The sequence below is a fragment of the Psychrobacter sp. Ps4 genome, from assembly GCF_022129285.1.
GTDB lineage: Bacteria > Pseudomonadota > Gammaproteobacteria > Pseudomonadales > Moraxellaceae > Psychrobacter > Psychrobacter immobilis_A.
Window position 1 is genome coordinate 10,441 of the sequence record NZ_JADQAK010000009.1, and the last position, 26,629, is coordinate 37,069.

19 protein-coding genes and 1 tRNA gene are annotated in these 26,629 nt (G+C 45.0%); 8 read left to right on the forward strand and 12 right to left on the reverse strand.

Annotation, left to right across the window (positions count from 1 at the left end; genetic code table 11):
- Nucleotides 1–196 precede the first annotated feature (196 nt).
- The 3 genes from I3252_RS06860 to I3252_RS06870 all read right to left on the reverse strand — a co-directional run bounded on the left by I3252_RS06860 (nt 197) and on the right by I3252_RS06870 (nt 4,077).
- Nucleotides 197–272: transfer RNA gene (locus I3252_RS06860), tRNA-Lys, on the reverse strand.
- A 338-nt stretch (nt 273–610) separates the two neighbouring features.
- A complete protein-coding gene (locus I3252_RS06865; RefSeq protein WP_238034653.1) occupies nt 611–2,608 on the reverse strand; it encodes a MacB family efflux pump subunit in 1,998 nt (665 codons plus the stop codon).
- A gap of 77 nt (nt 2,609–2,685) precedes the next feature.
- Nucleotides 2,686–4,077, reverse strand: coding sequence for an efflux RND transporter periplasmic adaptor subunit (locus tag I3252_RS06870; protein ID WP_238034654.1), 1,392 nt, complete (start codon nt 4,075–4,077; stop codon nt 2,686–2,688).
- Nucleotides 4,078–4,243: 166 nt separating this feature from the next.
- On the opposite strand from I3252_RS06870, the gene I3252_RS06875 reads away from it, so the two are divergent.
- Nucleotides 4,244–4,717: an Imm63 family immunity protein gene (locus tag I3252_RS06875; RefSeq protein WP_238034655.1), complete on the forward strand. Its 474-nt coding sequence runs from the start codon at nt 4,244–4,246 to the stop codon at nt 4,715–4,717.
- On the opposite strand, the gene holA is transcribed toward I3252_RS06875, so the two are convergent.
- From holA to leuS, 3 genes are all read right to left on the reverse strand, one after another.
- Nucleotides 4,691–5,764 (reverse strand): DNA polymerase III subunit delta, encoded by a 1,074-nt coding sequence (gene holA / locus I3252_RS06880; protein WP_238034656.1) that lies wholly within the window; start codon nt 5,762–5,764, stop codon nt 4,691–4,693. The two genes, I3252_RS06875 and holA, sit on opposite strands and share 27 nt — an antisense overlap.
- Before the next feature lie 58 nt (nt 5,765–5,822).
- Nucleotides 5,823–6,542 (reverse strand): hypothetical protein, encoded by a 720-nt coding sequence (locus I3252_RS06885; RefSeq protein ID WP_238034657.1) that lies wholly within the window; start codon nt 6,540–6,542, stop codon nt 5,823–5,825.
- A gap of 73 nt (nt 6,543–6,615) precedes the next feature.
- Entirely contained in the window at nt 6,616–9,303 is a 2,688-nt protein-coding gene (gene leuS, locus I3252_RS06890) for a leucine--tRNA ligase (protein ID WP_238034658.1), read from the reverse strand.
- Nucleotides 9,304–9,529: 226 nt separating this feature from the next.
- Here leuS and I3252_RS06895 point away from each other — a divergent pair, with 226 nt between their 5' ends.
- Nucleotides 9,530–9,895 (forward strand): Spx/MgsR family RNA polymerase-binding regulatory protein, encoded by a 366-nt coding sequence (locus I3252_RS06895; protein ID WP_238034659.1) that lies wholly within the window; start codon nt 9,530–9,532, stop codon nt 9,893–9,895.
- Nucleotides 9,896–9,926: 31 nt separating this feature from the next.
- On the opposite strand, the gene I3252_RS06900 is transcribed toward I3252_RS06895, so the two are convergent.
- From I3252_RS06900 to I3252_RS06925, 6 genes are all read right to left on the reverse strand, one after another.
- On the reverse strand, nt 9,927–10,160 hold the full coding sequence (locus tag I3252_RS06900) for a hypothetical protein (RefSeq protein ID WP_193007142.1): 234 nt from the start codon (nt 10,158–10,160) through the stop codon (nt 9,927–9,929).
- Between the two features lie 12 nt (nt 10,161–10,172).
- Complete coding sequence (gene argB, locus I3252_RS06905) at nt 10,173–11,087, reverse strand: acetylglutamate kinase (RefSeq protein ID WP_055124537.1); 915 nt, start codon at nt 11,085–11,087, stop codon at nt 10,173–10,175.
- 82 nt (nt 11,088–11,169) lie between these two features.
- Nucleotides 11,170–12,948 (reverse strand): phosphomannomutase/phosphoglucomutase, encoded by a 1,779-nt coding sequence (locus I3252_RS06910; protein ID WP_238034660.1) that lies wholly within the window; start codon nt 12,946–12,948, stop codon nt 11,170–11,172.
- Between the two features lie 90 nt (nt 12,949–13,038).
- Nucleotides 13,039–13,503: a dUTP diphosphatase gene (gene dut / locus I3252_RS06915; protein WP_045444733.1), complete on the reverse strand. Its 465-nt coding sequence runs from the start codon at nt 13,501–13,503 to the stop codon at nt 13,039–13,041.
- A gap of 94 nt (nt 13,504–13,597) precedes the next feature.
- Nucleotides 13,598–15,001, reverse strand: a complete 1,404-nt coding sequence (mgtE, locus tag I3252_RS06920; RefSeq protein ID WP_083475673.1) for a magnesium transporter — start codon at nt 14,999–15,001, stop codon at nt 13,598–13,600.
- A gap of 112 nt (nt 15,002–15,113) precedes the next feature.
- A complete protein-coding gene (locus tag I3252_RS06925; RefSeq protein WP_060490569.1) occupies nt 15,114–17,147 on the reverse strand; it encodes a UvrD-helicase domain-containing protein in 2,034 nt (677 codons plus the stop codon).
- Nucleotides 17,148–18,048: 901 nt separating this feature from the next.
- Between I3252_RS06925 and ndhC the strand changes: the two genes are divergently transcribed.
- The 6 genes from ndhC to nuoG all read left to right on the forward strand — a co-directional run bounded on the left by ndhC (nt 18,049) and on the right by nuoG (nt 26,628).
- The gene (gene ndhC / locus I3252_RS06930; protein WP_238034661.1) at nt 18,049–18,672 is read left to right on the forward strand and encodes an NADH-quinone oxidoreductase subunit A; all 624 of its coding nucleotides are present in this window, start codon (nt 18,049–18,051) and stop codon (nt 18,670–18,672) included.
- A 120-nt stretch (nt 18,673–18,792) separates the two neighbouring features.
- The gene (locus I3252_RS06935; protein WP_025653094.1) at nt 18,793–19,461 is read left to right on the forward strand and encodes an NADH-quinone oxidoreductase subunit B; all 669 of its coding nucleotides are present in this window, start codon (nt 18,793–18,795) and stop codon (nt 19,459–19,461) included.
- A gap of 246 nt (nt 19,462–19,707) precedes the next feature.
- Nucleotides 19,708–21,483 carry an NADH-quinone oxidoreductase subunit C/D gene (gene nuoC, locus I3252_RS06940; RefSeq protein ID WP_201553478.1) on the forward strand — a complete coding sequence of 592 codons (1,776 nt, stop codon included), beginning with the start codon at nt 19,708–19,710 and terminating at the stop codon, nt 21,481–21,483.
- 147 nt (nt 21,484–21,630) lie between these two features.
- Nucleotides 21,631–22,140, forward strand: a complete 510-nt coding sequence (nuoE, locus tag I3252_RS06945) for an NADH-quinone oxidoreductase subunit NuoE (RefSeq protein ID WP_238034662.1) — start codon at nt 21,631–21,633, stop codon at nt 22,138–22,140.
- Nucleotides 22,137–23,561 (forward strand): NADH-quinone oxidoreductase subunit NuoF, encoded by a 1,425-nt coding sequence (nuoF, locus tag I3252_RS06950; protein ID WP_238034663.1) that lies wholly within the window; start codon nt 22,137–22,139, stop codon nt 23,559–23,561. The genes nuoE and nuoF overlap by 4 nt, the downstream gene beginning before the upstream one ends.
- A 10-nt stretch (nt 23,562–23,571) precedes the next feature.
- Nucleotides 23,572–26,628, forward strand: coding sequence for an NADH-quinone oxidoreductase subunit NuoG (gene nuoG / locus I3252_RS06955; protein WP_238034664.1), 3,057 nt, complete (start codon nt 23,572–23,574; stop codon nt 26,626–26,628).
- Nucleotide 26,629: the final 1 nt, after the last annotated feature.

Here is a 26,629-nt window from a genome sequence, read left to right on the forward strand (position 1 = left end):
TAAAAGTCAACTGCTCTACCAACTGAGCTATCGGCCCTGAAGAGTGTATAAAAAAGCATGGCTTTTTTAACTCTGCAAGTGAATTTACAACTTCGTAAATTCGGTGAAGTTTTCTAAAAGAAAGCTTCTTAAACTTTGTTACTTATTATGCCAATACCTGATAGGGCAATGTACATAACAAGCATAATACTAAATATGGTGGGCCGACCGCGACTCGAACGCGGGACCAATTGATTAAAAGTCAACTGCTCTACCAACTGAGCTATCGGCCCTGAAGAGTGTATAAAAAAAGCATGGCTTTTTTAACTCTGCAAGATAAATTTCCTTAAAGGCAAACTTATTAAAACTAGACATCTAAAAAATGTCTTTAAACTTAATTTTTAATATTAGGTCAATCAACATTAAAAGAGGCATTAAGTTTGTTTCAACGTTTAAAGAATTTCTATCCCTAAACGTGAGAGCACATTATATACACTATCAGGACAATTACAACCCCGTAATATAAAAAAAGTGCAATTAATGCGAAAAAATGCGTTTTTTTATATAATTTGGCTTATTGGTGGCTGTTTCATGGCAGTAAATGCCTATTTAAAACGTCAGTCGCGACGTTTTAGTCCCTAGACAGTGCTTCAACAGGATCTAATTTAGCAGCATTACGCGCTGGCAAGAATCCAAATACGACACCAATCAGTGTTGAACAAATAAAGGCAGCAATAATAGAGGTTGATGAGTAAATCACTTTAAAGCTATCACCAGCAAAATTATTAATGATTTCACCAATAGCAAAGGCCAGTCCAATACCTAATAAGCCGCCCAAAATACAGACGAGTACGGCTTCTATCAAAAACTGCTGCATGATATCGTTTTGACGAGCCCCAACTGCCATGCGTACACCTATTTCGTTCGTACGCTCGGTCACTGATACCAACATAATATTCATCACTCCGATGCCACCAACAATCAAAGAGATAATGGCTATTGAGGATATTAGTAGGGTCAATGCACCAGTCGTCGATTCGATAGTCTCACGGATAGAATCTGAGTTTCGTATACGAAAATCGTCAGTGCCGTGTCGGCTTATCATTAGACTGGAAATAGCGGCTTCAGCGGCAGCAGACGATATATTATTATCGATAAGTGCAACAAAGCTTTCGATATAGGTGCTGCCTATGAGACGTGACATCATAGTGGTGTAAGGCATATAAAACGTTGGTGTATCCGTATTTCTACTAAAGCCACTGCTGTTAGGCTCAAGTACACCGATGACACGTCCAGGAACACTGCCAATCAGTACTACTTCACCGATAGGGTTGGGATTATCAGGGAAGAAAGTTTGCAGGGCGTTATCATCGATAATGATGTCTTGGGTACGGAGTGAGATGCTTTGTTCATCGAAGCCTTGACCTTGAGCGAGTTTCTCTCCACTCACATCTAGGTAATCTTCACCGACGCCGCTGATACTGGCGGCTTCTTGTATATTGCGATAGCGTACATTCATATTACTATCAAGCTGTGGACTGACACTAATGACGTAGGGCTGGTCGGCGACTGCTTGCGCGTCATCAGGTGTTAAGTTGTCATTACCAAAACTTCGCCTTGGGTCGCCGTAAGGATAGCCGTCAATAACGGTGATGGTATTGGTACCCAGTGAGCTAATATTTGATAAAATTTGTTCTTGAGAGCCTTTGCCAAGCCCGACCACTGAGACTACTGAGGCGATACCAATGATAATGCCAAGCATGGTCAATAATGTGCGCATCTTATGAGCACGCATCGCCAGTAGTGACATTTTGAATGCTTCAAATAAGCGATCAATAAAGCCACTAAAAGCCCCTTTACGATTATTGTCTAAAATCGGCTCAGGTTGGATATGGGTTGGATGATAGTGTTCGGTCTTGTAATCAGCGATAACTTGGCCATCTTTGAGTTCAATGACACGTTCGGCCTGCGCTGCGAGCTTAGGGTCATGAGTGACCATGATAATAGTATGACCTTTGGCTTTTAGATCATACAAAATTTGCATCACATCTTCACCAGACTTGCTGTCTAGCGCGCCAGTTGGCTCATCGGCCAAGATGATATCACCGCCATTCATTAGCGCACGAGCGATAGAAACGCGCTGCTGCTGACCACCTGAGAGCTGGTTTGGTCGATTGGTGGTTTTATCTCCTAATCCTAGATCCGACAGGAGCTTTATGGCTCGCTCGCTGCGTGTGTGTCCATCCATACCTGCATAAACCGCTGGAACAGCGACATTGTCTCGTGCATTGATATCACCTAATAAATGATATCGCTGAAAAATAAAGCCAAAATGCTCGCGGCGTAGTTCAGCCAGCTCATCAGCATCAAGCTGACTGACCGATTTCCCAAATATTTGGTAATCGCCCGCGCTTGCTTTATCTAAGCAGCCCAAAATATTCATTAAAGTGGACTTGCCTGAACCAGACTGACCGATGATGGCAACCATTTCGCCTTGATTGATGGTTAAATCAATATCGTGTAGCACACGAATGGTTTGCTCACCAGCATTGAACTCTTTAATCAGCCCTTTGACTTGCATCAAAGGGGCATCTGCTGCTGTATTTACAATGGGGTTTTTAGTATCCATTTATGTGGTTGCCTATATCAGTCAATATCAGAAGCGTTTTTTGTAATCTAAAGCTATTTTTTAGCATGTCTGATTTATTAGAATGGACGTCCACCACCGCCTTTACTTTGTTTCTTCGGACCTTCTTCGCTTAGTATCACCTCATCACCCTCATTCAAACCGCTCAAAATCTGAGCGTTGACTCGGTTATTGATACCAACTGTGACCGTTTGCTCAACCACATTACCATCTGCTTGTAAGACTCGGACGATAGCGGTAGTGGCATTTTTTTGAGTATCGTCTTGATTACTCTTTTGTACCTTTTTTTGAGTTTCACTGTCGGTTTTAGCTATATCGGCATTGCGGGGCGATTTACTAGCATTTTTGCCAGTTTGCAGTGCAGCAGAGGGGATCAATAAAGCATTCTTTGCTTCGTTGATGATGATATAAACTTGAGCCGTCATATCAATACGAAAGCGACGATCAGTATTAGGCACTTCGATGTAGCCGACATAATAGATAGCAGAGTCAGTAGAGCTGGTTTCACTAATCATTTCAGGGGCAGGCTCAATTGCTCTGAGTACGGAGTCAAACTTTTGGTCAGGATTACCAATGATATTAAAGTAAACGGGCATGCCTGCTTTGACATTAATGACATCAGCCTCAGAGATTTGAGCGTTGATTCTAACAGTAGACAAATCTGCTAAAGTTACGATGGTCGGGGCTGTTTGATTGGCATTGACCGTCGTGCCTTGCTCTGTGGTCACTGAGACGACAGTACCTGATATTGGCGCGCGAATCGTTGTATAGCTAAGGTCTTCTTGAGCCGTTGCGACATTGGTTTGAGACTTTCGTAATGCTGCTTGTTGGCTATTAATGTTTGCAGTGGCTGTTGCAATGGCGGCTTGTGCCGTGTCGATAGCAGCGCGTGCATTGGCGACCGCTGCCTGCGCTGTTTGAACTTTTGTTGCCTGTGTATCGTAATCCTGTTGTGATATCGCATCGATAGCGAGTAGTCCTTGCAGACGTGAAAAATCTGCTTGTGCTTGTCTTAATTCAGCTTGACGGCTGGCAAGATCGGCTTGCGCACTTTTGAGTCCAGCTTGGCGACTTAGTGCTTCTGCTTGAGCGCTTTCAATAGCGGCTACGCTTTGCTCCAAAGTAGCTTGCTCGTTACTCAAGTTATTATTCTGAGTGACTTGATCAATCTGGGCAATGAGGTCACCTTGCTGCACTTCATCACCAACCTCAACGTAGAGACGTTTTACTTCACCAGATACTTGCGCGCCGACATCAACGGTGTTTAGCGCTTTAACTTTGCCAGAAGCCATGACATTGTTTTCAATATCACCAATTTCAGCGGTAGCCGTTAAGTAATTGGGCGTGATATCTTTTGGTTTTAAGAAATGATAGGCCAAAGCCAATAATGCTATGACAACTAAGGCGATAACCCCCCATTTAATAGCAGATTTTTTGCTTATTTTGCGCATAACAACAATCCAGTCACAATGAAATCAAGTGTACATATAGTAGAGGCTTGAAGTCCAAAAGGGAATGGTAATTAGTTTAAGAAAGGTTAAGGTGGTTTTGTAAAAAAAATAATCATCTGAACGTAAGTTAGGATAGTAAAGTTATTCATATTGAAACAAGGATTTTATGATGCTAAATCATCAGCAAGTTCAAGATATAGTTAATGATTATGGTAGAAAAATAGGGTTGAATACCAATGATGTGATCTTAAGAAAAAAGCCATCTGGATTCGGGGAACCACATTTAGAGATAAGTGATGACTATTACCATTATGTAGTATGTGAACGAGGTAGCGAACTCACTAGAAAGTCTTCTAGGGACGTAGATGATTTTATCTATAGGTTTTTTGAGACTACAATTTCTATGATAGCGAGTGAGTATCAACAGCAAAACACTGTCATCGGTGAGGATCAAAGAATAATTTGCTTTCATAAACAAATCGAACTTATGACTAAATTAAGCGATGAGTGGGGTAAAAGAAAAGAGGCTGATATAGCAGAAATTTTACAGAACGCTCCTTATTCAGTTAACAAAATTACTTGGCTAAATAAGTTATTGAATTTTTTCAACCAATCAAACGGCAAACAGCCGCTTACCTGACAACTCAAGCGCTGCCTGCAATAATAACTCCCACGCTGGCTGACGCACGAGTCCTTTGATGGCTTGGTCACATTTATAAAGCAGGGCAGGCCATTCAGCCGTTTGAGTTTTTGACTGGCGACGACAAGCTTGCTGGTACAACCCTTGTTTGCTCCGCCAAATACCAAGCGCTTGCGGATCTTGCCCATCCATCAATTGCATAATTTGCCGCATGTCTTTACTAACCGCCCATAATACCAAGGTGGTTGGCTCGTCGGTGGCTTTCAGCTGAAACATGATTTTGGCGACTTGCGTACTGTTACCGGCAAGCATGGCATCCGATAAATCAAAGACGCTAAATTGTGCGTCACTGACCAACGCGGCTTGTAGATCCTTAATGTCTAAGGCAACATTGTTTGGCAGTTGTGTAGAGTGATCTGCCTGTTGACTAGCCTCAATATTCTTAGCGACTAGCTGCGGCGCAAATAAGTAGGAGAGCCGCCATAAGGTCTGATAAGCGCTTAGCAGATGGTGCTCAGTATGCGACATAAGCAGCTGCCAGGCTTCTTGCGATAGCCGTAAGCCAAACTGCTGAGCTTGTATTTGCAATAGCTGCTGTCGTTGCTGCTCATTATATAAATTGCAATCAATGACATGACCATATTGAGCAAATGGCGCAAACCACTTGCTGCTTTGCGCTCGTTTGTCTTGCTTGGGCGTGAGCCATAATAAACTATGACTGTGCGTCCCTGTTTGAGCTTCAACGGCAAAGCGCTCAAGCTCAGTGATAACGGCCTTGTCAGGCTTATGGTTACCCGTCACGATGAGTGCACTGGCATCATCAAATAAAGACTGGCTACCAAGCTCTGACAATACTTCTTGCCAGCTCTTGACTGATATCAGCTCAATACGCTTAATCGCGTAATTCTGCGCGCGCCAATGTGGGCGTAAGGCATCGATGAGCCATTGACTGAGTAGTGGCTCATCACCATGCGCCAGCCACAAGCCCGCGACTGCAACGGAAGGCTGTAGTAGCTTTGGGTAGGCTTGTATAAAGGTATCTTGCATAGGGTAATAAGTACACAGATTGATGAAAATAAACGTGGAATATGTTGCGCATTCTAAACTATGGGTTTGGCACTACCACCGCGATCGACGTTGAGCCATTACCGCTTTGCACAGATTGTTTGACTCCAGAAGAGCTGACCTTGGGTAGGGAGATGGCGACATATTGATCAGTAATTCGGCGTGCCAAACTGTCATAGAGCCAGTCACGAATTTGATCGCCTTGCTGATCATCAGTGCTCACCGATGCTTCATTATATTGATAGCTACGCTCGACTTGGATGGGGTTGCTTAGCGTAATTGGTTTACCATTTTCCATGGTCTGATAGCTGACATCTGCTGAAAGTACCAAGCGGATCTCTGTCAAGACACCGACCAGCTCATAACGCTTAAAACGGACGTTATTGATGGTGATAGCGGCAATGGGTTCAGCACTTGTTTGTTTGTTATTGTTCGCAACATCAGCTGCTGTCAAGTTGTTAATGACATCAACACCTAAAGTCTTTAGGCGTCTTGTCAATGGCAGCTTAAGCGGAAACGAGGTGCGATTGTCTTCTAGAATCACGGCTGTTTTGGCGACATCAAGCAGCATTGGCGCATCATAGCCACGCAGTTGAAAGCCGCAGCCACTAATAGCTGCCGTTACACCTAGTAGCGTAAACATTGGCAGGGCAGTCAGAAAAGCCGCCGCCAGTTTTTGTCCGCTTGATTTTTTAGCAAAAGCGTCTTTTTTGCTTAAGCTGGCTTTGGGTGACTGACCTGCTCGATATTTATACGACATAATCGCTATCCTAATATTATAAAAAGGCTCAGACTAATCATTAAACTAATAAAAAGTACTGAGCCTAAAAAATCTAGCCTACCACCACGATGTTTACCAGCTTATTAGGGACGACGATTTCTTTTTTGATGTCGCCAGTCAAGAATTTTGCCACACTTTCCATTGAGCGTGCTTGTGCTTTTAGCTGTTCTGGATCGCTATTTGGGGCTACATCCATTTTACCGCGCATTTTACCATTGACCTGTACTACCATCGTGATCATATCTTGTACCAGAGCGCTTTTATCAACTTCTGGATAATTCAAGGTAATGGTATCTAAACCCAATTGCTCAAGTAAATGTTCACCAATGTGCGGCGCATATACGGATAGCATAATCAGCAGATCCGTCAATGCCTCATGCTGTACCTGTAGGTCTTGCTTGCTATTGGCCTTAAAGCCAGTCAGCTCGTTGGCAAGCTCCATCAAACTTGATACAGGCGTGTTCAATGCCAAACGATCACCCAAATCACTATCAATTTTAGCAATGGTTTCATGAGTTTTACGGCGTAAGTTTTTGGCTTCTTTGCTTAAGCCATCAGTGCTCAAAGCTTCATTGTTCAGCGTCTCGATACTTAGGTTCGCGGCAGTAAGCGCTTGCATGTGTTCAGTAGCAATACGCCATACTTTTTTGACGAAGTTATAAGGGCCTTTGAGCGCATCATCTGACCATTCTAGCGTTTGATCCGCAGGTGCGGTGAAGAGCGTATAGAGACGAACGGTATCAGCGCCGTATTTATCGATGGTAATTTGCGGATCGACACCGTTGTTTTTTGACTTAGACATTTTTTCGATTTTGCCAATGGTCACCGGCTGCCCATCAGATTTTAAGATGGCTTTAATCGGTTGACCACGTTCGTCATAGTCGATATCAATGTCTTCTGCAAAATAGTAGGTGGTACTGCCATCCGCATTTAGGCGATAGAATGTCCCTGCCAATACCATGCCTTGCGTCATCAAATTAGCAAACGGCTCATTTCCTGACACCAAGTCTTCATCACGCATCAGTTTATGGAAGAAGCGTGCATAAAGTAGATGCATCACTGCGTGCTCAACACCGCCGATGTATTGATCGACAGGCAGCCACTTATTGGCGGCAGATTTATTGACCATGCTTTGCGCATCATTTGGGCTTGCAAAGCGTGCATAGTACCAGCTTGACTCCACAAAGGTGTCAAAGGTATCGGTTTCGCGCTCGGCAGGATTACCGCATTTAGGACATGTCGTATTGACAAACTCTGGAATATTTTTTAACGGATTTCCGCGACCATCAGGAACGACATCAGTCGGCAAGACAACGGGCAAATCTTGCTCTTCGACAGGTACGGTACCGCAATGCTCACAGTTAACCATTGGGATAGGACAGCCCCAATAACGCTGGCGAGAAACACCCCAATCACGGAGACGGTATTGGATTTTTTTCTTAGCAAGCTCTTGTGGTTCTAGTTTGGTCAGCATGGCTTCAAATGCTTGCTCAAAGTCTAGCCCATCAAATTCACCTGAGTTAACTAAAGTATTGCGTTCGGTATAAGCGCGATTAATCTCAGTATCGTTCGCCTTTGCATCTGCTTCTAACGTATCAAAATAGCCGACAGGGATATCAATGACTTGTTTAATGGGTAAGCTGTATTTAATCGCAAACTCATAATCACGCTCATCATGAGCAGGGACAGCCATCACCGCGCCTGAGCCGTAGCTCATAAGCACATAGTTGGCAACCCATACTGGCACTTCTTCGCCAGTGAGTGGGTGCGTGACCGTAAGACCAGTAGCCATGCCGATTTTTTCAGCTTTAGCTAGGTCTGCTTCTGCAACTGAGCCTTTTTTGCAAAGTGCACAGAATTGCGCAATCGCTTCATCATGCTCAGCCGCATACTGCGCTAGCGGATGTTCGGCGGCGACCGCCACATAAGTCACACCCATCAAAGTATCAGGGCGAGTAGTAAACACATCTAACGTATTGGTCTCGCCAGCAAGCTCATAAGGGAAGTGTACTTCCATGCCTGCGCTACGACCAATCCAGTTGCGCTGCATGGTCAATACTTCTGATGGCCAGTGACCTTCTAATTGGTCTAAGTCATCGAGCAATTCGTCAGCATAGTCAGTGATGTTGAAGTAATACATCGGAATGTCGCGCTTTTCGACCGCAGCGCCACTACGCCAGCCTTTACCATCGATGACTTGCTCGTTAGCTAAGACGGTATTATCAACAGGATCCCAGTTGACTGTTGACAGTTTTTTGTAGACCAAGCCTTTTTTGTATAGCTGTAAAAACAACCATTGCTCCCACTGATAATACTCAGGGCTGCAAGTGGCGAATTCACGTGACCAGTCAATAGACAAACCCAGTAATTTAAGCTGCGCGCGCATGCTGTCAATATTGGCAAACGTCCATTTAGCAGGTGGCGTCTGATTGGCAATCGCCGCATTTTCTGCTGGCAAGCCAAAACCATCCCAGCCCATAGGCTGCATGACTTCATAGCCCTTGAGGCGATAGTAACGGCTCAGTACATCAGAAATCGTATAGTTACGCACGTGACCCATATGCAGCTTACCGCTTGGGTAAGGGAACATCGACAGCATATAGCGACTTGGCTTATCGCTTGGCTCATTGCTCACTTCAAAGCGTTTGTCAGTTGCCCATTTGGCTTGCTGCGCCGCTTCTATCGCTTGTGGGTTATAATGATTGTTTTCAGCTTGGTCAGATGTCACAGTATTGCTCATAGTTGGCTCGAGATTGGTTTATACGAATAAATTGGGTGAAATTTCACAATGCCATAGCATAGCGTAATTTGGCAAAAATTGCGACGATATGATAGGGCGTTTACGCATGACGAAGAATACAAATTTGAAAATTTGAGCGGGTTTTTAATGTTTTGGTTATCATAAACCAAATACCCATAGGCTTAGGTATAATAAACAGAATAATGATCATTGATTTGGAGTTTTTATGACCATCACCATTTACGGTATCAAATCTTGCAGCACCATGAAAAAAGCCTTTACCAAGTTAGATGAGTTGGGTGTCAGCTATGATTTTCATGATTATAAAAAACAAGGTATCGATAAAGATAGCGTTAAGCGTTGGGTAGATGAATTAGGCATTGATAAAGTGCTCAATAAGCGCGGAACGACATGGCGTAAGCTAGAAAATGCTCAAAAGCAAGCGGCTGATGCTAGTCTAGATAACGCCATTGATTTGCTCGTAGAAAATACCAGTATGATTAAGCGTCCAATAGTCGAAGGTGAGCGGGTAGATAAAAATATATTACTATGCGGTTATGATGAAGCTGAGTTTGATAAAGTTTTTTCGTAAAAGAATACGGCTACCATCAATAAAGCCCGAGTTAAAAACCTCTTAGCTCGGGCTTTATAACACCTAAAAGAAACCAAATCACACTTGCGAGCCATATAAGCAAGACGTAAAAGCGAATTTGTTCGGCATTCCAATCTAGTGCAAACCATTCAATGAGGAAAAATGACTTCCACCCTTCTATCCATTTTGCGCCACCATAGCCAATAATCCACCAGCAATACAGGCTTTCTAAGATAAAAAGTAGACACCAAAGCCACAATGCCATGATTTACTCCTGCTACTCTGCTAATGATGAGCCTAAATCACGACTGATTAATGTACCAACCCCTTCATTGGTAAAAATCTCTAACAGCGTGGCATGAGGCACACGACCATCGACGATCACCGCGCTTTTTACGCCGCTACGTACCGCATCAAGTGCACATTGGATTTTAGGAATCATGCCGCCTGAGATAGTGCCGTCTTCAATGAGGCTGTCGACTTTCTTTGGCGTGAGTCCAGTCACGACTTCGCCGTCACGACCCAGCACACCTTTGATGTTGGTCAATAGCATTAATTTCTCAGCTTGCAAGAATTCGGCTACTTTACCTGCAACCAAGTCGGCATTGATATTGTACGTATTGCCTTCGCTATCGACCCCAAGCGGCGCGATGACGGGAATAAAGTCAGAGGCAATGAGCATGTTAATCACGTCTTTATTGACACTGACCACATCACCGACAAACCCTAAATCGACGGGCACAGCAATCCCATCTGCGCCAATTTTTTCCATCATCAGTTTTTTGGCTAGGATTAAATTGGCATCTTTACCCGTCAAACCGATAGCGCGTCCACCGTGCTTGTTGATTAAGCTAACAATAGATTTGTTGACGCTACCACCCAAGACCATCTCGACGATATCCATGGTACTTTTATCGGTGACGCGCATCCCATCGATACGGTCTGACTGACGCCCCAACTCTTTTAATAAGTTATCCACTTGTGGACCACCGCCATGCACGACCACGGGATGAATGCCAACAGTTTTTAACAAGACGATGTCGCGGGCAAATGAGCTCTCAAGCGCAGGATCCGTCATCGCATTGCCGCCGTATTTGACCACGATAAGCTTATCGACAAAGCGCTGGATATAAGGCAGCGCTGTGGTCAATACTTCAGCAGTGTTTTTGGCATCATCTAAATTAAGCGTCATTATAAACTCCTAAGTTATGGTATTAAAAAGTCATATTTTTATTTGACAGCAACTACTTTGACGGTAACTATTTTGCTCAAAACTATTCGGCAGGAATAGCGACAATTTGTTCCGCCAGTTTTTTATCAAATGGGCGACATAAAGCGGCAAATTTTGCTTGAATGTCGCGTAAGTCTTCTATGCTATCACCAGCAAAGCGTGCGGTAAGATTGTGACTGGTATTTGATTGGCGGAGCACCCCAAAACCATGGGCGAAATCCAAACGCACGCCATCAATACAGCTCAGCTTCGTCCCCACTGGTAATAAGCATTTGGCTTGCTTGGACGTCATATATTGCCGACTCATCGAACAACGGCAAAGCGATGGCTGGCTAGTAGCTATCCAATGATCACCAGAATCTTTTGCTACAGTCGCTTCTACGAGTTGGCGTAAATACTGACAAAATTTGGTCAGCTGCTCGACGATAGCATCGTCTTTTTTAAGGGTTTTAGGCATCGGCAAATAATGATCCGCCGTACTGACCATAGCAGGCAATTGCTCTGTAATATCAGTCAGAGATTTTTTACCGTAAGCATCGTAAGCCGCTAGCCAATGCAGCAATCGCAAGGCCGCGTACATGGCGTCATCATAAATAATAAAGCGGCTGTCGTTAAATATGAAATGCCCTGACAATTCACCTGCAAAGACGATTTGACCAGCAGACTGCTGCATCTGTCGGCGCATAAAGCTGCTGCCCGTTTTACTGAGCACAGGTGTTGCGCCAAGCTCAGACAAGAGTTTCGGTAGATGATGGGAGCATTTAATATCAAAAAGGATTTGAGAGGGCAGTTGTGAATGGACTGGGCTTTTATAACACAGCGTTTCAGGGTGTTCGGTCAGCGCCACTTGCGCTAATAAATATAGCAAGTGATCGGGCGTGACAACTTTACCGCTATTATCGACGATCATTAAGCGGTCGCCATCGCCATCAAAAGCGATACCTATATCTGCTTGATGTTGACGCACACTTCGCTGTAATTGTTTAAGACGGTGGGGTTCAGTGGGATCAGGATTGCCAGAGGGAAAACTCCCATCTGCGATGTCATTAATCATGATGACCTGCTGGCAAAAATGCTCAAATAAACGCTGGGCGATATTACTGGTCGCCCCATGCATGCAGTCTATGACGACCACCACATCAAGGGTGTCAGATGGTTGTTGGTTATTTTTGAGAAGTGGTTTATTACAGGGATGAATTTGCTTAAAAACTTGAGCGATAGCCTCAATATAAGTCGTCGCGACTTGTGCATCAGATAAATTGAAAGGTTGATTACAAATAGATTTAGCAGTTGTATTTTTCAGCGTATTTTGAGCATCAATCTGTGCTTGAGCGTGATTGAGGTGACAGGCATAGTTAGCCCGTGTTTTTTGCCAAAGCAACTGAATCTCTGCATGACTCGGAGATTGATGATTGACCAGCCATTTGATACCTAAAATATCTTTAGCAGAATGACTGGCGGTAACGATAATGCCATGACCCGAGTATTGCTCTGCCCAAAAAACCATCATGGGAGTAGTAATTAACCCCAGCTGGATAACTTGTAAGCCAGATTCAGTCAGTATGTTAGCCAATCTCTGAGCGATAATATCACTACCGAGACGCACATCATAACCAAGCACAATGACGGTTCTTTTACGGTCAATACTTGGTTTTGGCAGGCAGGCTTTGGCAGGAGCTGCGGTTGGGTTGCAATCTGTGGCACTATAAAGCTGAGCAAATGCCTTGCCCAAGGCTTGAATAAAGTCAGTAGTGAAATGCTGGCGTGAACCACGAATATCATAAGCACGGAATAAGCATTGCTGCGCAGCAAAAGACGGCATCGCTTACTCTCCTTATGGCGTGATTCACGTGATGGTGATTTTGTGATGACTAAAAGATAATTAACATGGCAAATCAGTAATGACGACTGATTATTGGCGGCCTGAATGTCCAAAGCCGCCTGCACCGCGTGCACTGGTATCACTAAATTCTGATACCACTTCAAACTCAGGGCGGGCAACGGGTACGACTACATATTGTGCCATACGTTCCGCAGGATTCAACACAAAGTCTTCATTACTACGATTCCAAATACTGACCATCAGCTCACCTTGATAATCGGCATCAATCAAGCCAACCAAATTACCCAAGACGATACCGTGCTTATGACCAAGACCTGAGCGCGGTAAAATCATCCCTGCAAAGTTAGGGTCTTGGATATAAACCGCCAAACCAGTACCAATTAAATGCGTGGCACCGGCTTTAATCGTCAATGGCTCATCAATACAAGCGCGCAAGTCGATACCAGCGCTGCCATCAGTGGCGCGTGTCGGTAACGAGAAGGCTTTATCTTCAGTAATTTTAGGGTTTAATACTTTAACTTGTACAGCTTGCATAACGCACTCACTTAACGGTTGGATAGTTTCTAAATAATATTGTTTCTAAATAAGATAATTTCTAAATAATATAGTTTTAACGTTGGCTATGTGATTATAGTATCAACACACTCGCCAAACCCAAGAATGACATAAAGCCGACGATATCTGTCACGGTGGTTAAAATAACCGAGGCGGATAGGGCAGGGTCAATATTCATGCGTTTTAGGAGCAGTGGAATACTAATGCCCGAAACGTTAGCAGCAGTCATATTGATGGCAATGGCAAAACCAATGACGGCACTGATTTTAATGTCATGAAACCATAATTGGGCAATAATCGCCATGATTATCGCCCATATGATACCGTTTATCGCGCCAACCCACAGCTCTTTATTTAATAACCACAAACGGTTGGAACCACCGATTTGACCCATCGCCATACCGCGAATGACGACAGTTAATGTCTGCGACCCAGCAATACCGCCCATACTCGCGACCACAGGCATGAGTATCGCCAGCGCCACCACTTTTGCCAGTACCGCCTCGAACTGACCAATCACAGCGGCAGCCAATAAGGCGGTACACAAGTTAATGCCTAGCCAAATACTGCGGCTTTTGGCACTGGTCAAAATAGGAGCAAACAGTTCTTCATCTTGGCTGACACCCGCGAGGTTTTTCATGGTGCTATCGACATCATCTTGGATAATTTCCATGATGTCCTCGCCATTTAACTGACCGACCAATTCACCGTGGCTATTAATAACGGGGGCAAAACGAATGTCCTCTGAGCGGAAAATCGCCGCGGCATCTTGGATGTCTAAGCGATCATTAATGGTGATGGCGTTATCAATCAATTCTGAGACTAAAGTAGTTTGATCGTGTTTAATCAAATCGACCAGACTGAGCAGCCCGAGTAATTGTTGGCTTTGATCAACGACCAGCAGCTCTTGGCTTTCATCATCGAGCAAATCATCATTTTCTCGTAGCCAGTTCTGTACTTCTGCAAGGGTGATATCATCCCTGATCTGAATGAGGTCAGGATCCATATAACGACCGACTTCCCAGTCTGCATAGGTATCGAGCTTATTGACCTGCACTCGGATGTCTTCATCCAAGGTAGCCATCACCGAGGTACGCACACTTTCGGTGACGGTGTCTAAAATCTCAGAGATGTCTTGCGCATCAAGGTCTTGGGTAAATAAGGAAATGTCTTTCGATGAGACGTTTTCTAGCAGCGGCTGGCGTGTATCAAACTCTAACTCGGCAAGCACTTCGCCTTTGATGTTTTCTGGTACTTGTGCCCAAATCAATAAGCGATTTTGGCTAGGGAACGATTCTAATAGGCTCGCAATCTCATATTTGGACTGCTTTTCTAAAAACTCAGTAATCGCCTCGTATGCCTTGTCAGCAACCAAACTTTGCAGGTATAGAAGCTTATATTCGCCGCTATACTCTGCTGGATTGTAATCTCCCTGTAGCGTAGATGGTCGTTCCTGATCAGGCATAGGGGTAGGCATAAAGGTTCCAAAGTTTTTAGAAAGTATAAATAATAACAAACACTAAAATGTCGAATAAGTGCTAATTTCTCATGTCGCTAACTGGTGATGCTCTCAAGCGTGGAGGCTAACGCTAACGATTACCCAATAAAGCGCGAATATTAGCCAAGTATTCATCAGCAACGGCTTCTGGGTCTTTAGTCGCTTTTTTCTTTTTCGCCTTGGCTGGCCAGTCGATATGCTCTTCTGGTAACTCATCTAAAAAGCGCGATTCAGAAGTGACACGCATCTGACCGCCTGCACGGCGCTGAGTCGCTAGCGTCAATGTCAGCTCTCGACGCGCACGAGTAATGCCCACATACATCAAGCGCCGTTCTTCTTCGACCGTCTCGCTTAGAATAGAATTGCGGTGCGGTAGCATTTCTTCCTCAAGCCCCATGATATACACAAAATCAAATTCCAAACCTTTTGCTGCATGCAAGGTCATCAAGTTAACCTTGTTGGTGTTTTCTTCTTCTTGCTGTTGCTCGAGCATATCTAGCAACACCAGCTTACGAATGATGGTATCAATGGTGCGATCTTCGTCTTCTTCGGCTCGATTAATCAGCGATTGAATACTAGTGTAGAGCATATCAATATTATCGATACGGTTTTTTTCTTGTTGCGGGGTTTTGGCGTCGCTACGCACAAAGTCGATATAACCCGTTTCATCAATCATTTGGCGGACGATAGGTACAGGGTCAGGATGCTGATCGAGCTCACGCGTATAATGTTCAATAAACTCACCGAACTCCTTTATCGTACCATAAGCCTTCGACGGTAAAACATGCGCAAGCCCTGCGTGGGTACAAGAAGCGAGTAGCGAGATGCTATGCTCTTGTGAAAATAAGCCTAACTTCTCTAGCGTTGCTGGCCCCATTCCACGCTTAGGCGTATTGATAATACGTAAAAACGCACTGTCGTCTTCAGGGTTCAGAATCAAACGTAGATAGCCCATGATGTCTTTGATTTCACTACGCGCAAAGAACGACTGACCGCCCGACAACTTATAAGGCACTTGCAGCTGACGTAATTGCGCCTCTAGCATGCGCGCCTGAAAGTTACTGCGATAAAGAACGGCATATTGCTCCCACTCATTACCGAAACGCAGTTTATGAGTGACAATCTCTTTTGCCACACGCTCAGACTCATCATCATCATTGCGGCAGTTAATAATACGAATTTTTTCACCTTGACCTTTATCTGACCAGAGTTTCTTTTCAAATAAATGCTCGTTATTGGTAATAACAGCGTTGGCAGAGGTCAAAATACGCGTGGTCGAGCGATAGTTTTGCTCAAGCATGACGATTTTGAGTTTTGGGAAATCTTCTTTGAGTAGCGCCATGTTTTCCGGTTTTGCACCGCGCCACGCATAGATAGATTGATCGTCATCGCCAACGACGGTAAAACGCCCTTGCGGTCCGACTAAGTATTTAATCATCTCATACTGGGCGGTGTTGGTATCTTGATATTCATCGACGAGTAAGTAACGAATACGGTTTTGCCATTTATCGCGCAGCTCTCTGTTTTCACGTAATATCTTGGTTGGCAGGACAATCAAATCATCGAAATCAACGGCGTTATAAGCACGCAAATTGCGCTCATATAAGGCATAGAGGGTCGCAAAAATCATGTCTTCTGGATCGTCTAAGGTTTCCATTGCCTTGTCCGGCTCAATCAGATCATTTTTCCAGTCAGAAATCATTTTAATGGCTTTGCCGACCAATTCACGACTTTCAGCGCCGCTTAAATTGTCACGCATCATCAGCTCCATCAGCAAACGCTTACTGTCGTCGCTGTCCATGATGGAGAAGTTACCCTTGAGCGGGGTATGAATCAGCTCATAACGCAAAAACTGTAGCCCAAATTGGTGAAAGGTAGACACCGTCAGCCCGCGAGTTTTTTCACTCGGCAGCAATTTACTGACACGGGCTTTCATCTCGCGCGCTGCTTTATTGGTAAAAGTCACCGCGGTAATGCGCTCGGCTGGCATGTTGCATTCTTCGATTAGATACGCAATTTTACGGGTAATCACCGATGTCTTACCGGAGCCGGCACCTGCTAGCACAAGCAATGGACCGGATACGTAGAGCATCGCTTCTTGTTGTTTGGGATTAAGTTGACTCATAAGGTGACCTGTAAGACAAAAGCAAAAAGAAAGCAAAAAAGGCGAGTGTTGATATCAAGCGTTGCTCAGTGAGATAAAAACGGCACGTATCAGGCAGATCGATAGCGCAAGACGGCAACATAGCATTATAGCTTGTTGCATCATCTCGATATCAAAACATGGCGTCGATAAGGTTAATCAACCTATCCGCTAATCACGCTCATGACCATTAATATTTTGTGACAATTAATCAAGAGCGCCATCGTTAAAACAGCCGCTGATACTACCATGCAATTAGGCGGGTTATTATAAAGCAAAAACCGTCACATTGGGGAGGAGTTCAAGGATCGGCACCCAGTAAAAAAGCGTTAATTTTTCGTGACTTATACTATATATACTAGCGTCCACTCAAAAATGTGGATTTGGGCTTAATATAAGGTAACGTCTATATCATAATTCATGGCAAAAAAAACATGTTTCTTTCGCCTATAAAGTGACCGTTCAATACAGTTAAAAACTAGCTTTTAGGCACTGATATGCGTATAGTACGTAAATAATTTATGCCAGTTGTCTCGTCATTGTTGACCACGTGTAATGAGCTATTAAATCAATTAAATAAACTATCGAATATGATATTGATTTAATACGTTGATCTTACGTTGTTAGAAGATGCGTTAGGCGACCAGCCTTTCTCCGTTATATATCGGAGTATCTATAGTTGGTCATGTCTGACATCGTCGTCAATAAGCTTGATAATTGGTTATTACCAGCACAGTATCTATATGAGCCATTGAGTTATTAAGACCCAATGGCAGTTACTTTGTGTTTTCGTCTGCGTTATGCCGGTCGCCATTACCACTCTATAGTTTGTGAGTATGTGCGCTGCGCTTGACACTCGATTGGGTGAGGAGCACGTATTATCATGTCTGCTTTTAATTGGTCAGCCATTGCTTTTATCTTAGCCGCCATTGGGCTAGTGGTCTTTATGCTGGTTGTGCCGCGTTTGCTTGGCGGTCGCTCTCAGGGCTCACAAAAAGAAGAAGTATTTGAAGCGGGTGTTGTCGGAGCTGGCAACGCCCGTATTCGTTTGTCTGCCAAATTCTATTTGGTGGCAATCTTCTTCGTTATCTTTGATTTAGAAGCGCTATATTTATACGCTTATGCCGTTTCAGTACGTGAAGCAGGCTGGCTGGGCTTCGCCGCTGCCGCGATATTCATTACCATCTTGATTATCGGCTTGGTATACGAGCTCAGTCTGGGTGCGATGAATTGGGCACCATCGGACAAGCGCCGCAAGCAACCACGTCTATATGCAGCTCCGGCAGATTTTAATTTGGCAGATATTACGCAGTTTGATGGCGTCGATGAGCTGATGGTCGATCCAACTGGCAAGATACCAGCCCAGTCTTCAGGGCAGATTAATGTCTCGAACAATATCGAGACCAACCGTCGTCACTTGCAAAATATCGATCATATTAATACTACTGGTAATGTGACTTCCATGGATTTTGCTACATCTGCGCAACAAGACAAAGTCAAACGCTAATCGCTTTTGACGGTCTTGTGGCACATTACTGCAAAATGGTCGCCTATTAATAATAGAAGTTAAGGCGATAGCGGAAGCAAGATGATTGCTGCGCTTCGCCTAATATAAAGGTTGTATGTTATGAAATACACATTAACAAAAGCCAACCCTGATGCAGATGTCTATCCTGCACAGACCAGTCAAACGGTCAATGATCCAATCGAAGACGAAGTGAATAAAAACGTCTTTATGGGTCGTCTCGAAGACCTTGTCCATTCAACAGCAAACTGGGGGCGCAAGCACTCACTTTGGCCATTTAACTTTGGTACCTCTTGCTGTTATGTCGAATATGCCACCACCCTAACCGCCGTTCATGATTTGTCACGCTTTGGTGCCGAAGTTATTCGCGCGTCGCCCCGTCAGGCAGACGTGATGATCGTTGCTGGTACTTGTTTTGTCAAAATGGCACCGGTTATTCAGCGCCTTTATGAGCAAATGCTTGAGCCAAAATGGGTTATCTCGATGGGTGCCTGTGCTAACTCGGGTGGTATGTATGATATCTATTCGGTCGTGCAAGGCGTGGACAAAATTATCCCTGTTGATGTCTATGTGCCCGGTTGTCCGCCGCGTCCAGAAGCGTTGATCCAAGGCTTGATGTTGCTGCAAGAGTCGATTACTAAAGAGCGTCGCCCGCTAGGTATTCATGTCAATGATCAGGGTATCTATCAGCCACAAATGACGCCTGAGCGTGACCGTAAGCAAGCAGATCGTATCGCTGTGAAAAACTTGCGTAGCCCAGACAGTATCTAATCAGCGAGCCTGTAGCCAAACTGCATTTGATAAATAGCATATTAGGCATAAATTATTTGGTTATATCATGTTTTAGTTTGGCTCAATCATACACAATCCGTAAAAGTGCTCAGTACGCATATATTCATCGTAGTTCGCTTATGTTTAGCGTAGTTCAGTTATGATTAACATGGTTCAGTTATGATTAATATAGCTCGGTTAGGCTCAACATAGCTCAATTATGATTAATGAAGGAATACATCATTCATGGTCACGGTAGTCGAAAACATAGATCCTAACATTAAGCCTGTTCCAGCGGTTATCACCGAGCTGGAGCAGAAGTATGCCGGTAAGTTTGTCGTGCAGCACACTGTGGATGAGATTCCAACGGTTTGGGTGGCACGTGCTGATTTGCTGGATATTCTTCTATACCTGCGTAAATTGCCCCAGCCATACGTCATGCTATTTGACTTGTCAGCGATAGATGAGCGTCTGCGTCAGCATCGCCAAGGTTTGCCTGACAGCGATTTTACGGTGTTTTATCACTTGATGTCGCTTGAGCGTAATAGCGACGTACGTATTAAAGTCGCGCTGAGTGAAGACGATGTCAATGTACCGAGCGCTACGCAGATTTGGCCAAATGCCAACTGGTACGAGCGTGAAGTATGGGACATGTTCGGTATTGTCTTTACCGGTCATCCGCATCTAACGCGTATCTTATTACCAAAGTACTGGGAAGGTCATCCGCTGCGTAAAGAGTATCATGCGCGCGCGACTGAATTTACCCCGTATTTCTTGAACACCGCCAAGCAACAATACGAGCAAGAAAACCTGCGTTTTGTCCCAGAAGAATGGGGCATGAAGCGTTCAGGTCGTGATGAAGACTTTATGTTCTTGAACATCGGTCCTAACCATCCCTCTGCTCACGGTGCTTTTAGACTTGTGCTACAGCTCGATGGCGAAGAAGTCGTCGATTGTATCCCTGATATCGGCTATCACCATCGCGGCGCAGAAAAGATGGCTGAACGTCAAACATGGCACTCATTTATTCCTTATACCGACCGTATCGATTATCTGGGCGGTGTGATGAATGAACTGCCGTACATCATGTCGGTCGAAAAGTTGGCTGGAATCACCATTCCACCACGTGCTGAAACCATCCGCGTGATGATGAGTGAGTTTTTCCGTATCACCAATAATTTACTATTCGTCGGTACGTTCATTCAGGATGCGGGCGGTATGACCCCTGTATTCTATATGTTTACCGATCGCCAAAAAGCCTATGACGTCATCGAAGCCGTGACTGGCTATCGTATGCATCCCGCTTGGTTCCGCATCGGCGGTACCGCTGCTGATCTGCCACGTGGTTGGCAGCGTCTGGTGCGTGAGTTTTTAGATTGGATGCCAAAACGCTTGGACGAATATGTCAAAGCGGCATTACAAAATAGCGTGCTCAAAGGCCGTACCCAAGGGGTTGCTCAATATAATGCTAAGCAAGCACTTGCTTGGGGCGTGACGGGCGCTGGTCTGCGTGCGACAGGCGTTGATTTCGACCTGCGTAAAGCGCGTCCATACATGGGCTATGAGAATTACGATTTTGAAGTGCCAGTTGGCTACAACGGTGATGCTTATGATCGCTGTATGGTCAAAGTCGAAGAGATGCGTCAGTCATTGCGTATTATCCGTCAATGTATGGATAATATGCCACAAGGCCCTTATAAAGCGGATCATCCACTGGCTGTACCACCGCCAAAAGACCGTACATTGAATGATATCGAAACGCTGATTAACCACTTTATCTCAGTATCTTGGGGTCCTGTGATGCCAGCAGGCGAATGTACGACGATCGTCGAGGCGACCAAAGGTCTGAACAGTTATTACATCACCTCAGACAAGGCCACGATGAGCTATCGTACCCGTATCCGTACGCCGACATTTGCGCATTTACAGCAGATGCCATCGGTCATCAATGGCTCGCTGGTTTCTGATGCCATTATGTACCTAGCATCGATTGATATTGTGATGGCGGATTGTGATCGTTAGAGCCGCTGCTTCATAAGTATTTGTTCATCAATATATTATTGCCTGATGGCACACCAAAATGCTGTCACTCGTCAATATAACTACAGTTTTAAGCAGACTGATATTGGCTTGTGATAGAGCAGGATGAGTGAGGAAAGACAGAAGATTATGAAAATTGTTTCCGACAAAATGCCAAAAGTAGATGTGGAAAGCATTCTCACCAGTGATGAAATTGCTGCCATTCATGAGTTTATGCACCATTACCCACAGGCGCGTGCCGCCTCGCTAGATGCGCTAAAAATCGTGCAAAAGCGTAACGGCTGGGTCGATGATGCGCAAGCAAATGCCATTGCCAACATCCTAGACATTCCGATGTCAGATATGGATGGGGTTGCGACTTTCTTTAACCGTATTTATCGCCAACCTGTCGGTCGCCATGTGATTCTCATATGTGACTCTGTGGCTTGTTATTTGACAGGTTATGAGGCGCTGTCAGATGAGATTAGATCGCAGCTGGGTATTGAGTACGGTCAAACCACTGCTGATGGACGTTTTACCCTATTGCCAATTTGCTGCTTGGGCAACTGTGATAAGGGACCAGCGGTACTGATTGATGAAGACACTTACGGCCCTGTCCAGCCATCTGAGGTCGCGCAATTATTGGAGCTATACGCATGAGTTTAACGATTTCAGAGCAAATTGCTCGTCGCGGTCAAGGCCAAGCGCCAAGCCAGCTAAATGCACAGCGTGTTCCAATCTATGGTGATAAAGCGACAGCCACTAGCGAAACCAAGCCTTTGACGTGGCGTTTGGCGCATCATGATGCGGTGCTTGATTTAGCCACTTATGAGTCTCTAAAAGGCTTTACGGGTCTAAAAGAAGCGTTATCTAAGTCGCCTAAAGACGTTGGCAATATGATTAAAGCGGCCAATGTTCGAGGTCGCGGCGGTGCAGGTTTTAATGCTGGTCTTAAATGGTCATTTATGTCGCCGCCGGATGGTTTGCCGCGTTATCTCATCTGTAATGCGGATGAAATGGAGCCGGGCACCTTTAAAGATCGCCTATTAATGGAGCGCCTACCGTTTCAGTTAATTGAAGGTATGTTGATTACCGCTCATGCGATTGGTGCAACTGACGGGTATATCTTTATCCGTGGTGAATATATCTTAGCCGCCCAGCGTCTGGTCACTGCCATCGAAGAATGCTTGGCTAACAATCTCATGGGAAAGAATATTTTAGGCTCAGACTTTAGCTTTAATCTGCACGTGCATACGGGCGCTGGACGCTATATCTGTGGTGAAGAAACGGCACTGATTAATTGCTTGGAAGGTCGCCGTGCTAATCCACGTACCAAACCACCGTTTCCACAAATTTCTGGTGCATGGGGTCGTCCAACCGTCGTCAACAACGTTGAAACCTTGTGTAACATGCCAGCCATCCTAAACCATGGTGTTGAATGGTATCAGTCATTATCTAACATCAAAGGCAAGAGCCAGACACCGGGTACCAAACTGTTTGGCTGCTCAGGTTTAGTCAATGACCCAGGTCTGTGGGAGTTACCGTTTGGTTATACGGCACGCGAAATCATTGAAGATTTAGCGGGTGGTATGATCGATGGCAAAACGCTCAAAGCTTGGCTACCGGGCGGTGCTTCTACTGACTTTTTAACCACTGAGCATTTAGATGTGGTGGTGGATTTTGACACCATTCAAAAAGCAGGTAGCCGTATGGGTACTGGGCTAATTATGGTCGTTGATGAAGCACAAGATATGGTGCCACTCGTTCGCAATCTCGAAATTTTCTTTCAGCGCGAATCCTGCGGTTGGTGTACGCCATGCCGTGATGGTCTGCCGTGGGGTGTCAAATTGCTTACCGCTATCAATGATGGTGAAGGGCAAGTCGGCGATGTCGAAAAACTAGAAGGCCTTACGCGTGACTTATGGATTGGTAAAACTTTCTGTGCACATGCGCCGGGTGCGATGGAACCACTGATGAGTGCGATTAAATATTTCCGTCCAGAGTTTGATCAAAAAATCGCGCAGGCGGTTGGTGTCGATGTCATTGATGCGGCAGCCAATCAACAGCCAGAAGTGAAATAAGGAGAGCGGCATGGCAGTCATACATATTGATGGGACCACTGTCGAAGTAGATAGCGCAGATAACTTGCTACAAGCCTGCTTATCACTCGGCATTGATGTGCCGTATTTTTGTTATCATCCAGCCCTTGGCTCAGTAGGGTCGTGCCGCCAGTGCGCGGTCAAGCAATTCCAAAACAAAGAAGATATGGAAGCAGGTCGCGGCCGTCTTGTGATGTCATGTATGGTCGCTCCTGGCGATGACATGTATATCTCTGTCACTGACGATGAAGCCAAAGCGTTTCGCAAGTCGATGGTTGAGCTACTGATGACCAACCATCCACATGATTGTCCAACCTGTGAAGAGGGCGGACATTGCCATTTGCAAGACATGACGTATATGTCAGGTCATAGCCGTCGTCGTTATCGCTTTACCAAACGCACCCATCATAATCAAGAGCTTGGCCCATTCATCGCGCATGAGATGAACCGCTGTATCGCTTGCTATCGTTGTGTACGTTTTTATAAAGACTATGCGGGTGGCGAAGACTTGGGCGTTTATGGCTCAAATAACCGCGTTTATTTTGGTCGTGATAAGGATGGTCAGTTCGAAAGCGAATTCTCAGGCAACTTAACGGAAGTATGCCCAACTGGTGTATTTACCGATAAAACGCATTCAGAGCGTTATAACCGTAAATGGGACATGCAGTATGCACCAAGCATCTGTCATGGCTGCTCGGCTGGCTGTAATATCTCACCAGGTGAGCGTTATGGTGAATTGCGCCGTATCGAAAACCGCTATAACGGTGAAGTAAACCGCTATTTCTTGTGTGACCGTGGTCGCTTTGGTTACGGCTATGTTAATCGTGACGATCGCCCAACCCAAGCGCTTGAGCGTATCAACGATAAGCATGTCAAAATTAATATTGACTATGCATTAGATGAAACTATTAAGCGTATCAAAGATAAAAAAGTCATTGGTATTGGCTCACCGCGCGCCAGTCTAGAGACCAACTTTGCGCTAAAAAATCTGGTTGGCTTTGATAAGTTCTCAACAGGTTTGAACCATCAGCAGCAAGCATTGGTTAATAAATGCATCGAAGTATTAAGTACTGATGGCATTTATAACCCAAGCATGACTGATATTGAAAGCTATGATGCAGTATTGGTATTGGGTGAAGACATCACTCAAACCTCATCACGTGTCGCGCTGTCAGTACGCCAAGCGGCAAAAAATGAAGGCCTGAAAATGGCAGCGGCATTGCAAACGCAGTCGTGGCTTGCTGAACCGGTTAAACGTATTGCTCAAGATGCGCTAAGCCCAGTCTATGTCATCGATGTGACGCAGACTAAGCTAGAAGATATCAGTAAAGTGAGTGTGGTGGCGACCCCTGAAGACATCACTAAACTTGGATTTAAAGTCGCTGATGAAATTGCCAATTTCGCTGATGATTTAGCAGAAATAGCAGATCCACAAGCAGCTGAGCAAGATGCCAATACTGAGACTGACGGTATGCAAGCATTGGCTCGGCAAATCGCTTATGACTTGATTCAAGCTGATAAGCCGTTAGTTGTTTCGGGTAGTAGTTTGTCGTCTACCGCATTGATAGAAGCAGCGGCGCAGATTACTCAAGCATTGACGCAAAAACGTTTAGCAATTAAAGCGACTGAACAGCAGCAAGTGGACACGTATAATGCTCAAGTTCGTGATGAGCAAGCGCAAATAGAAGATAAAGAGCTATCCGCTAAACCAAACAAACCTGAAACCGGTGTTGATACAGAAACGCAAGACAATGTAGAACGCGCTCCTGCTAAAAAACTTGAGCTGAAAGAAGTAAACAGTAAATATCAGGCACAAGCAGGTATCTACTTAACAGTTACCGATGCCAATAGCATGGGTGTTTGCATGCTTGGCGGTCAGTCAGTCGAAGAATTGTTAGCGACTGATTTCGATGTGGTCATCGTCGCTGAAAATCAGCTGACTGATGCCATTGATGCCAGTAAGTTGACTCAACTATTAGCCGACAAAACCGTCATTGCGCTAGATCATCAGTTGCTTGATTGGCATAAAGACGTCGATATTGTGTTACCTGCGGCAAGCTTTGCAGAAGCAGATGGTACGTTGATATCGGCTGAAGGTCGTGCACAGCGTTTCTTCCAAGTTTACGACAACGAATACTATCATCCGATGAGCAGTATTAAAGAAGGCTGGCGCTGGTTACATGCCGTGCATAGCAGCATCGAGGGTCGTGATGTCGATTGGACGCAACTGGATGATGTCATCAATGCATTAATTGCTACACATCCTAAGCTTGCTGGTATTAAAGGCGCTGCGCCTGATGCTGATTACCGTATGACTGGTCTGAAGATTGCTCGTCAGCCGCGCCGCTATTCAGGTCGTACCGCTATGCGTGCACCGATATCTGTGCATGAGCCGATGCAGCCAAAAGATTTAGACACCGGTTTGACCTTCTCAATGGAAGGTTATAGTGGTAAAGAAACGCCAAGCTCGATGATTCCTTTTGCCAATGCGGCAGGTTGGAACTCACCGCAAGCGTGGAATAAATACCAAGACAAGGTCGGTGGTCATCTAAAAAATGGCGACCCAGGTGTGCGCATGTTCGATCAGCTAGCACGTTTAGAAACACGTCAATATGTTGCACCAGATGCCATGTCTGCGACGACGACGGATATGCAGGAAGGACAAGCCAAACTGGTGCCTATCCATAATATCTATGCCAGCTCTATGATGGCGTCACGTAGCCCAGTGGTTGCGGAGCAACTGCCTGTTGCTGCATGGCGTATCGGGATGGATGATGCTAAGGACTGGAACATCGCTAATGGCGATTACTTAGCGATTGAAATCGATAAGCAACAAATCACCTTGCCAGTACAGATTGTCGGTTATTTAGCAGAAGGCTGTATCGGTTACCCAGTTGGGCAGGTGAGTATCATTCATCCATCAATGCCAGCGTCGGTTCGCAAAGTGGATGCACCAGTGACGATGATGGGTAGCATGGCTAACGATATGATGAACAATAACGATGCTGCGCAAATGAACACAGCACCGACCACCACACAGGAGGTGTAAT

Excerpts from the sequence above, each read along its gene's own strand:
- mgtE (WP_083475673.1), bottom strand. The coding sequence starts at position 15,001 with ATGCCTACCCCTATGCCTGATCAGGAACGACCATCTACGCTACAGGGA.
- I3252_RS06900 (WP_193007142.1), bottom strand. The coding sequence starts at position 10,160 with ATGGCATTGTGGCTTTGGTGTCTACTTTTTATCTTAGAAAGCCTGTAT.
- nuoC (WP_201553478.1), top strand. The coding sequence starts at position 19,708 with ATGGTCACGGTAGTCGAAAACATAGATCCTAACATTAAGCCTGTTCCA.
- I3252_RS06935 (WP_025653094.1), top strand. The coding sequence starts at position 18,793 with ATGAAATACACATTAACAAAAGCCAACCCTGATGCAGATGTCTATCCT.
- I3252_RS06910 (WP_238034660.1), bottom strand. The coding sequence starts at position 12,948 with ATGCCGTCTTTTGCTGCGCAGCAATGCTTATTCCGTGCTTATGATATT.
- argB (WP_055124537.1), bottom strand. The coding sequence starts at position 11,087 with ATGACGCTTAATTTAGATGATGCCAAAAACACTGCTGAAGTATTGACC.
- ndhC (WP_238034661.1), top strand. The coding sequence starts at position 18,049 with ATGTCTGCTTTTAATTGGTCAGCCATTGCTTTTATCTTAGCCGCCATT.
- I3252_RS06885 (WP_238034657.1), bottom strand. The coding sequence starts at position 6,542 with ATGTCGTATAAATATCGAGCAGGTCAGTCACCCAAAGCCAGCTTAAGC.
- nuoE (WP_238034662.1), top strand. The coding sequence starts at position 21,631 with ATGAAAATTGTTTCCGACAAAATGCCAAAAGTAGATGTGGAAAGCATT.
- holA (WP_238034656.1), bottom strand. The coding sequence starts at position 5,764 with ATGCAAGATACCTTTATACAAGCCTACCCAAAGCTACTACAGCCTTCC.
- I3252_RS06925 (WP_060490569.1), bottom strand. The coding sequence starts at position 17,147 with ATGAGTCAACTTAATCCCAAACAACAAGAAGCGATGCTCTACGTATCC.
- I3252_RS06875 (WP_238034655.1), top strand. The coding sequence starts at position 4,244 with ATGATGCTAAATCATCAGCAAGTTCAAGATATAGTTAATGATTATGGT.
- I3252_RS06895 (WP_238034659.1), top strand. The coding sequence starts at position 9,530 with ATGACCATCACCATTTACGGTATCAAATCTTGCAGCACCATGAAAAAA.
- leuS (WP_238034658.1), bottom strand. The coding sequence starts at position 9,303 with ATGAGCAATACTGTGACATCTGACCAAGCTGAAAACAATCATTATAAC.
- I3252_RS06870 (WP_238034654.1), bottom strand. The coding sequence starts at position 4,077 with ATGCGCAAAATAAGCAAAAAATCTGCTATTAAATGGGGGGTTATCGCC.
- I3252_RS06865 (WP_238034653.1), bottom strand. The coding sequence starts at position 2,608 with ATGGATACTAAAAACCCCATTGTAAATACAGCAGCAGATGCCCCTTTG.
- nuoF (WP_238034663.1), top strand. The coding sequence starts at position 22,137 with ATGAGTTTAACGATTTCAGAGCAAATTGCTCGTCGCGGTCAAGGCCAA.
- nuoG (WP_238034664.1), top strand. The coding sequence starts at position 23,572 with ATGGCAGTCATACATATTGATGGGACCACTGTCGAAGTAGATAGCGCA.
- dut (WP_045444733.1), bottom strand. The coding sequence starts at position 13,503 with ATGCAAGCTGTACAAGTTAAAGTATTAAACCCTAAAATTACTGAAGAT.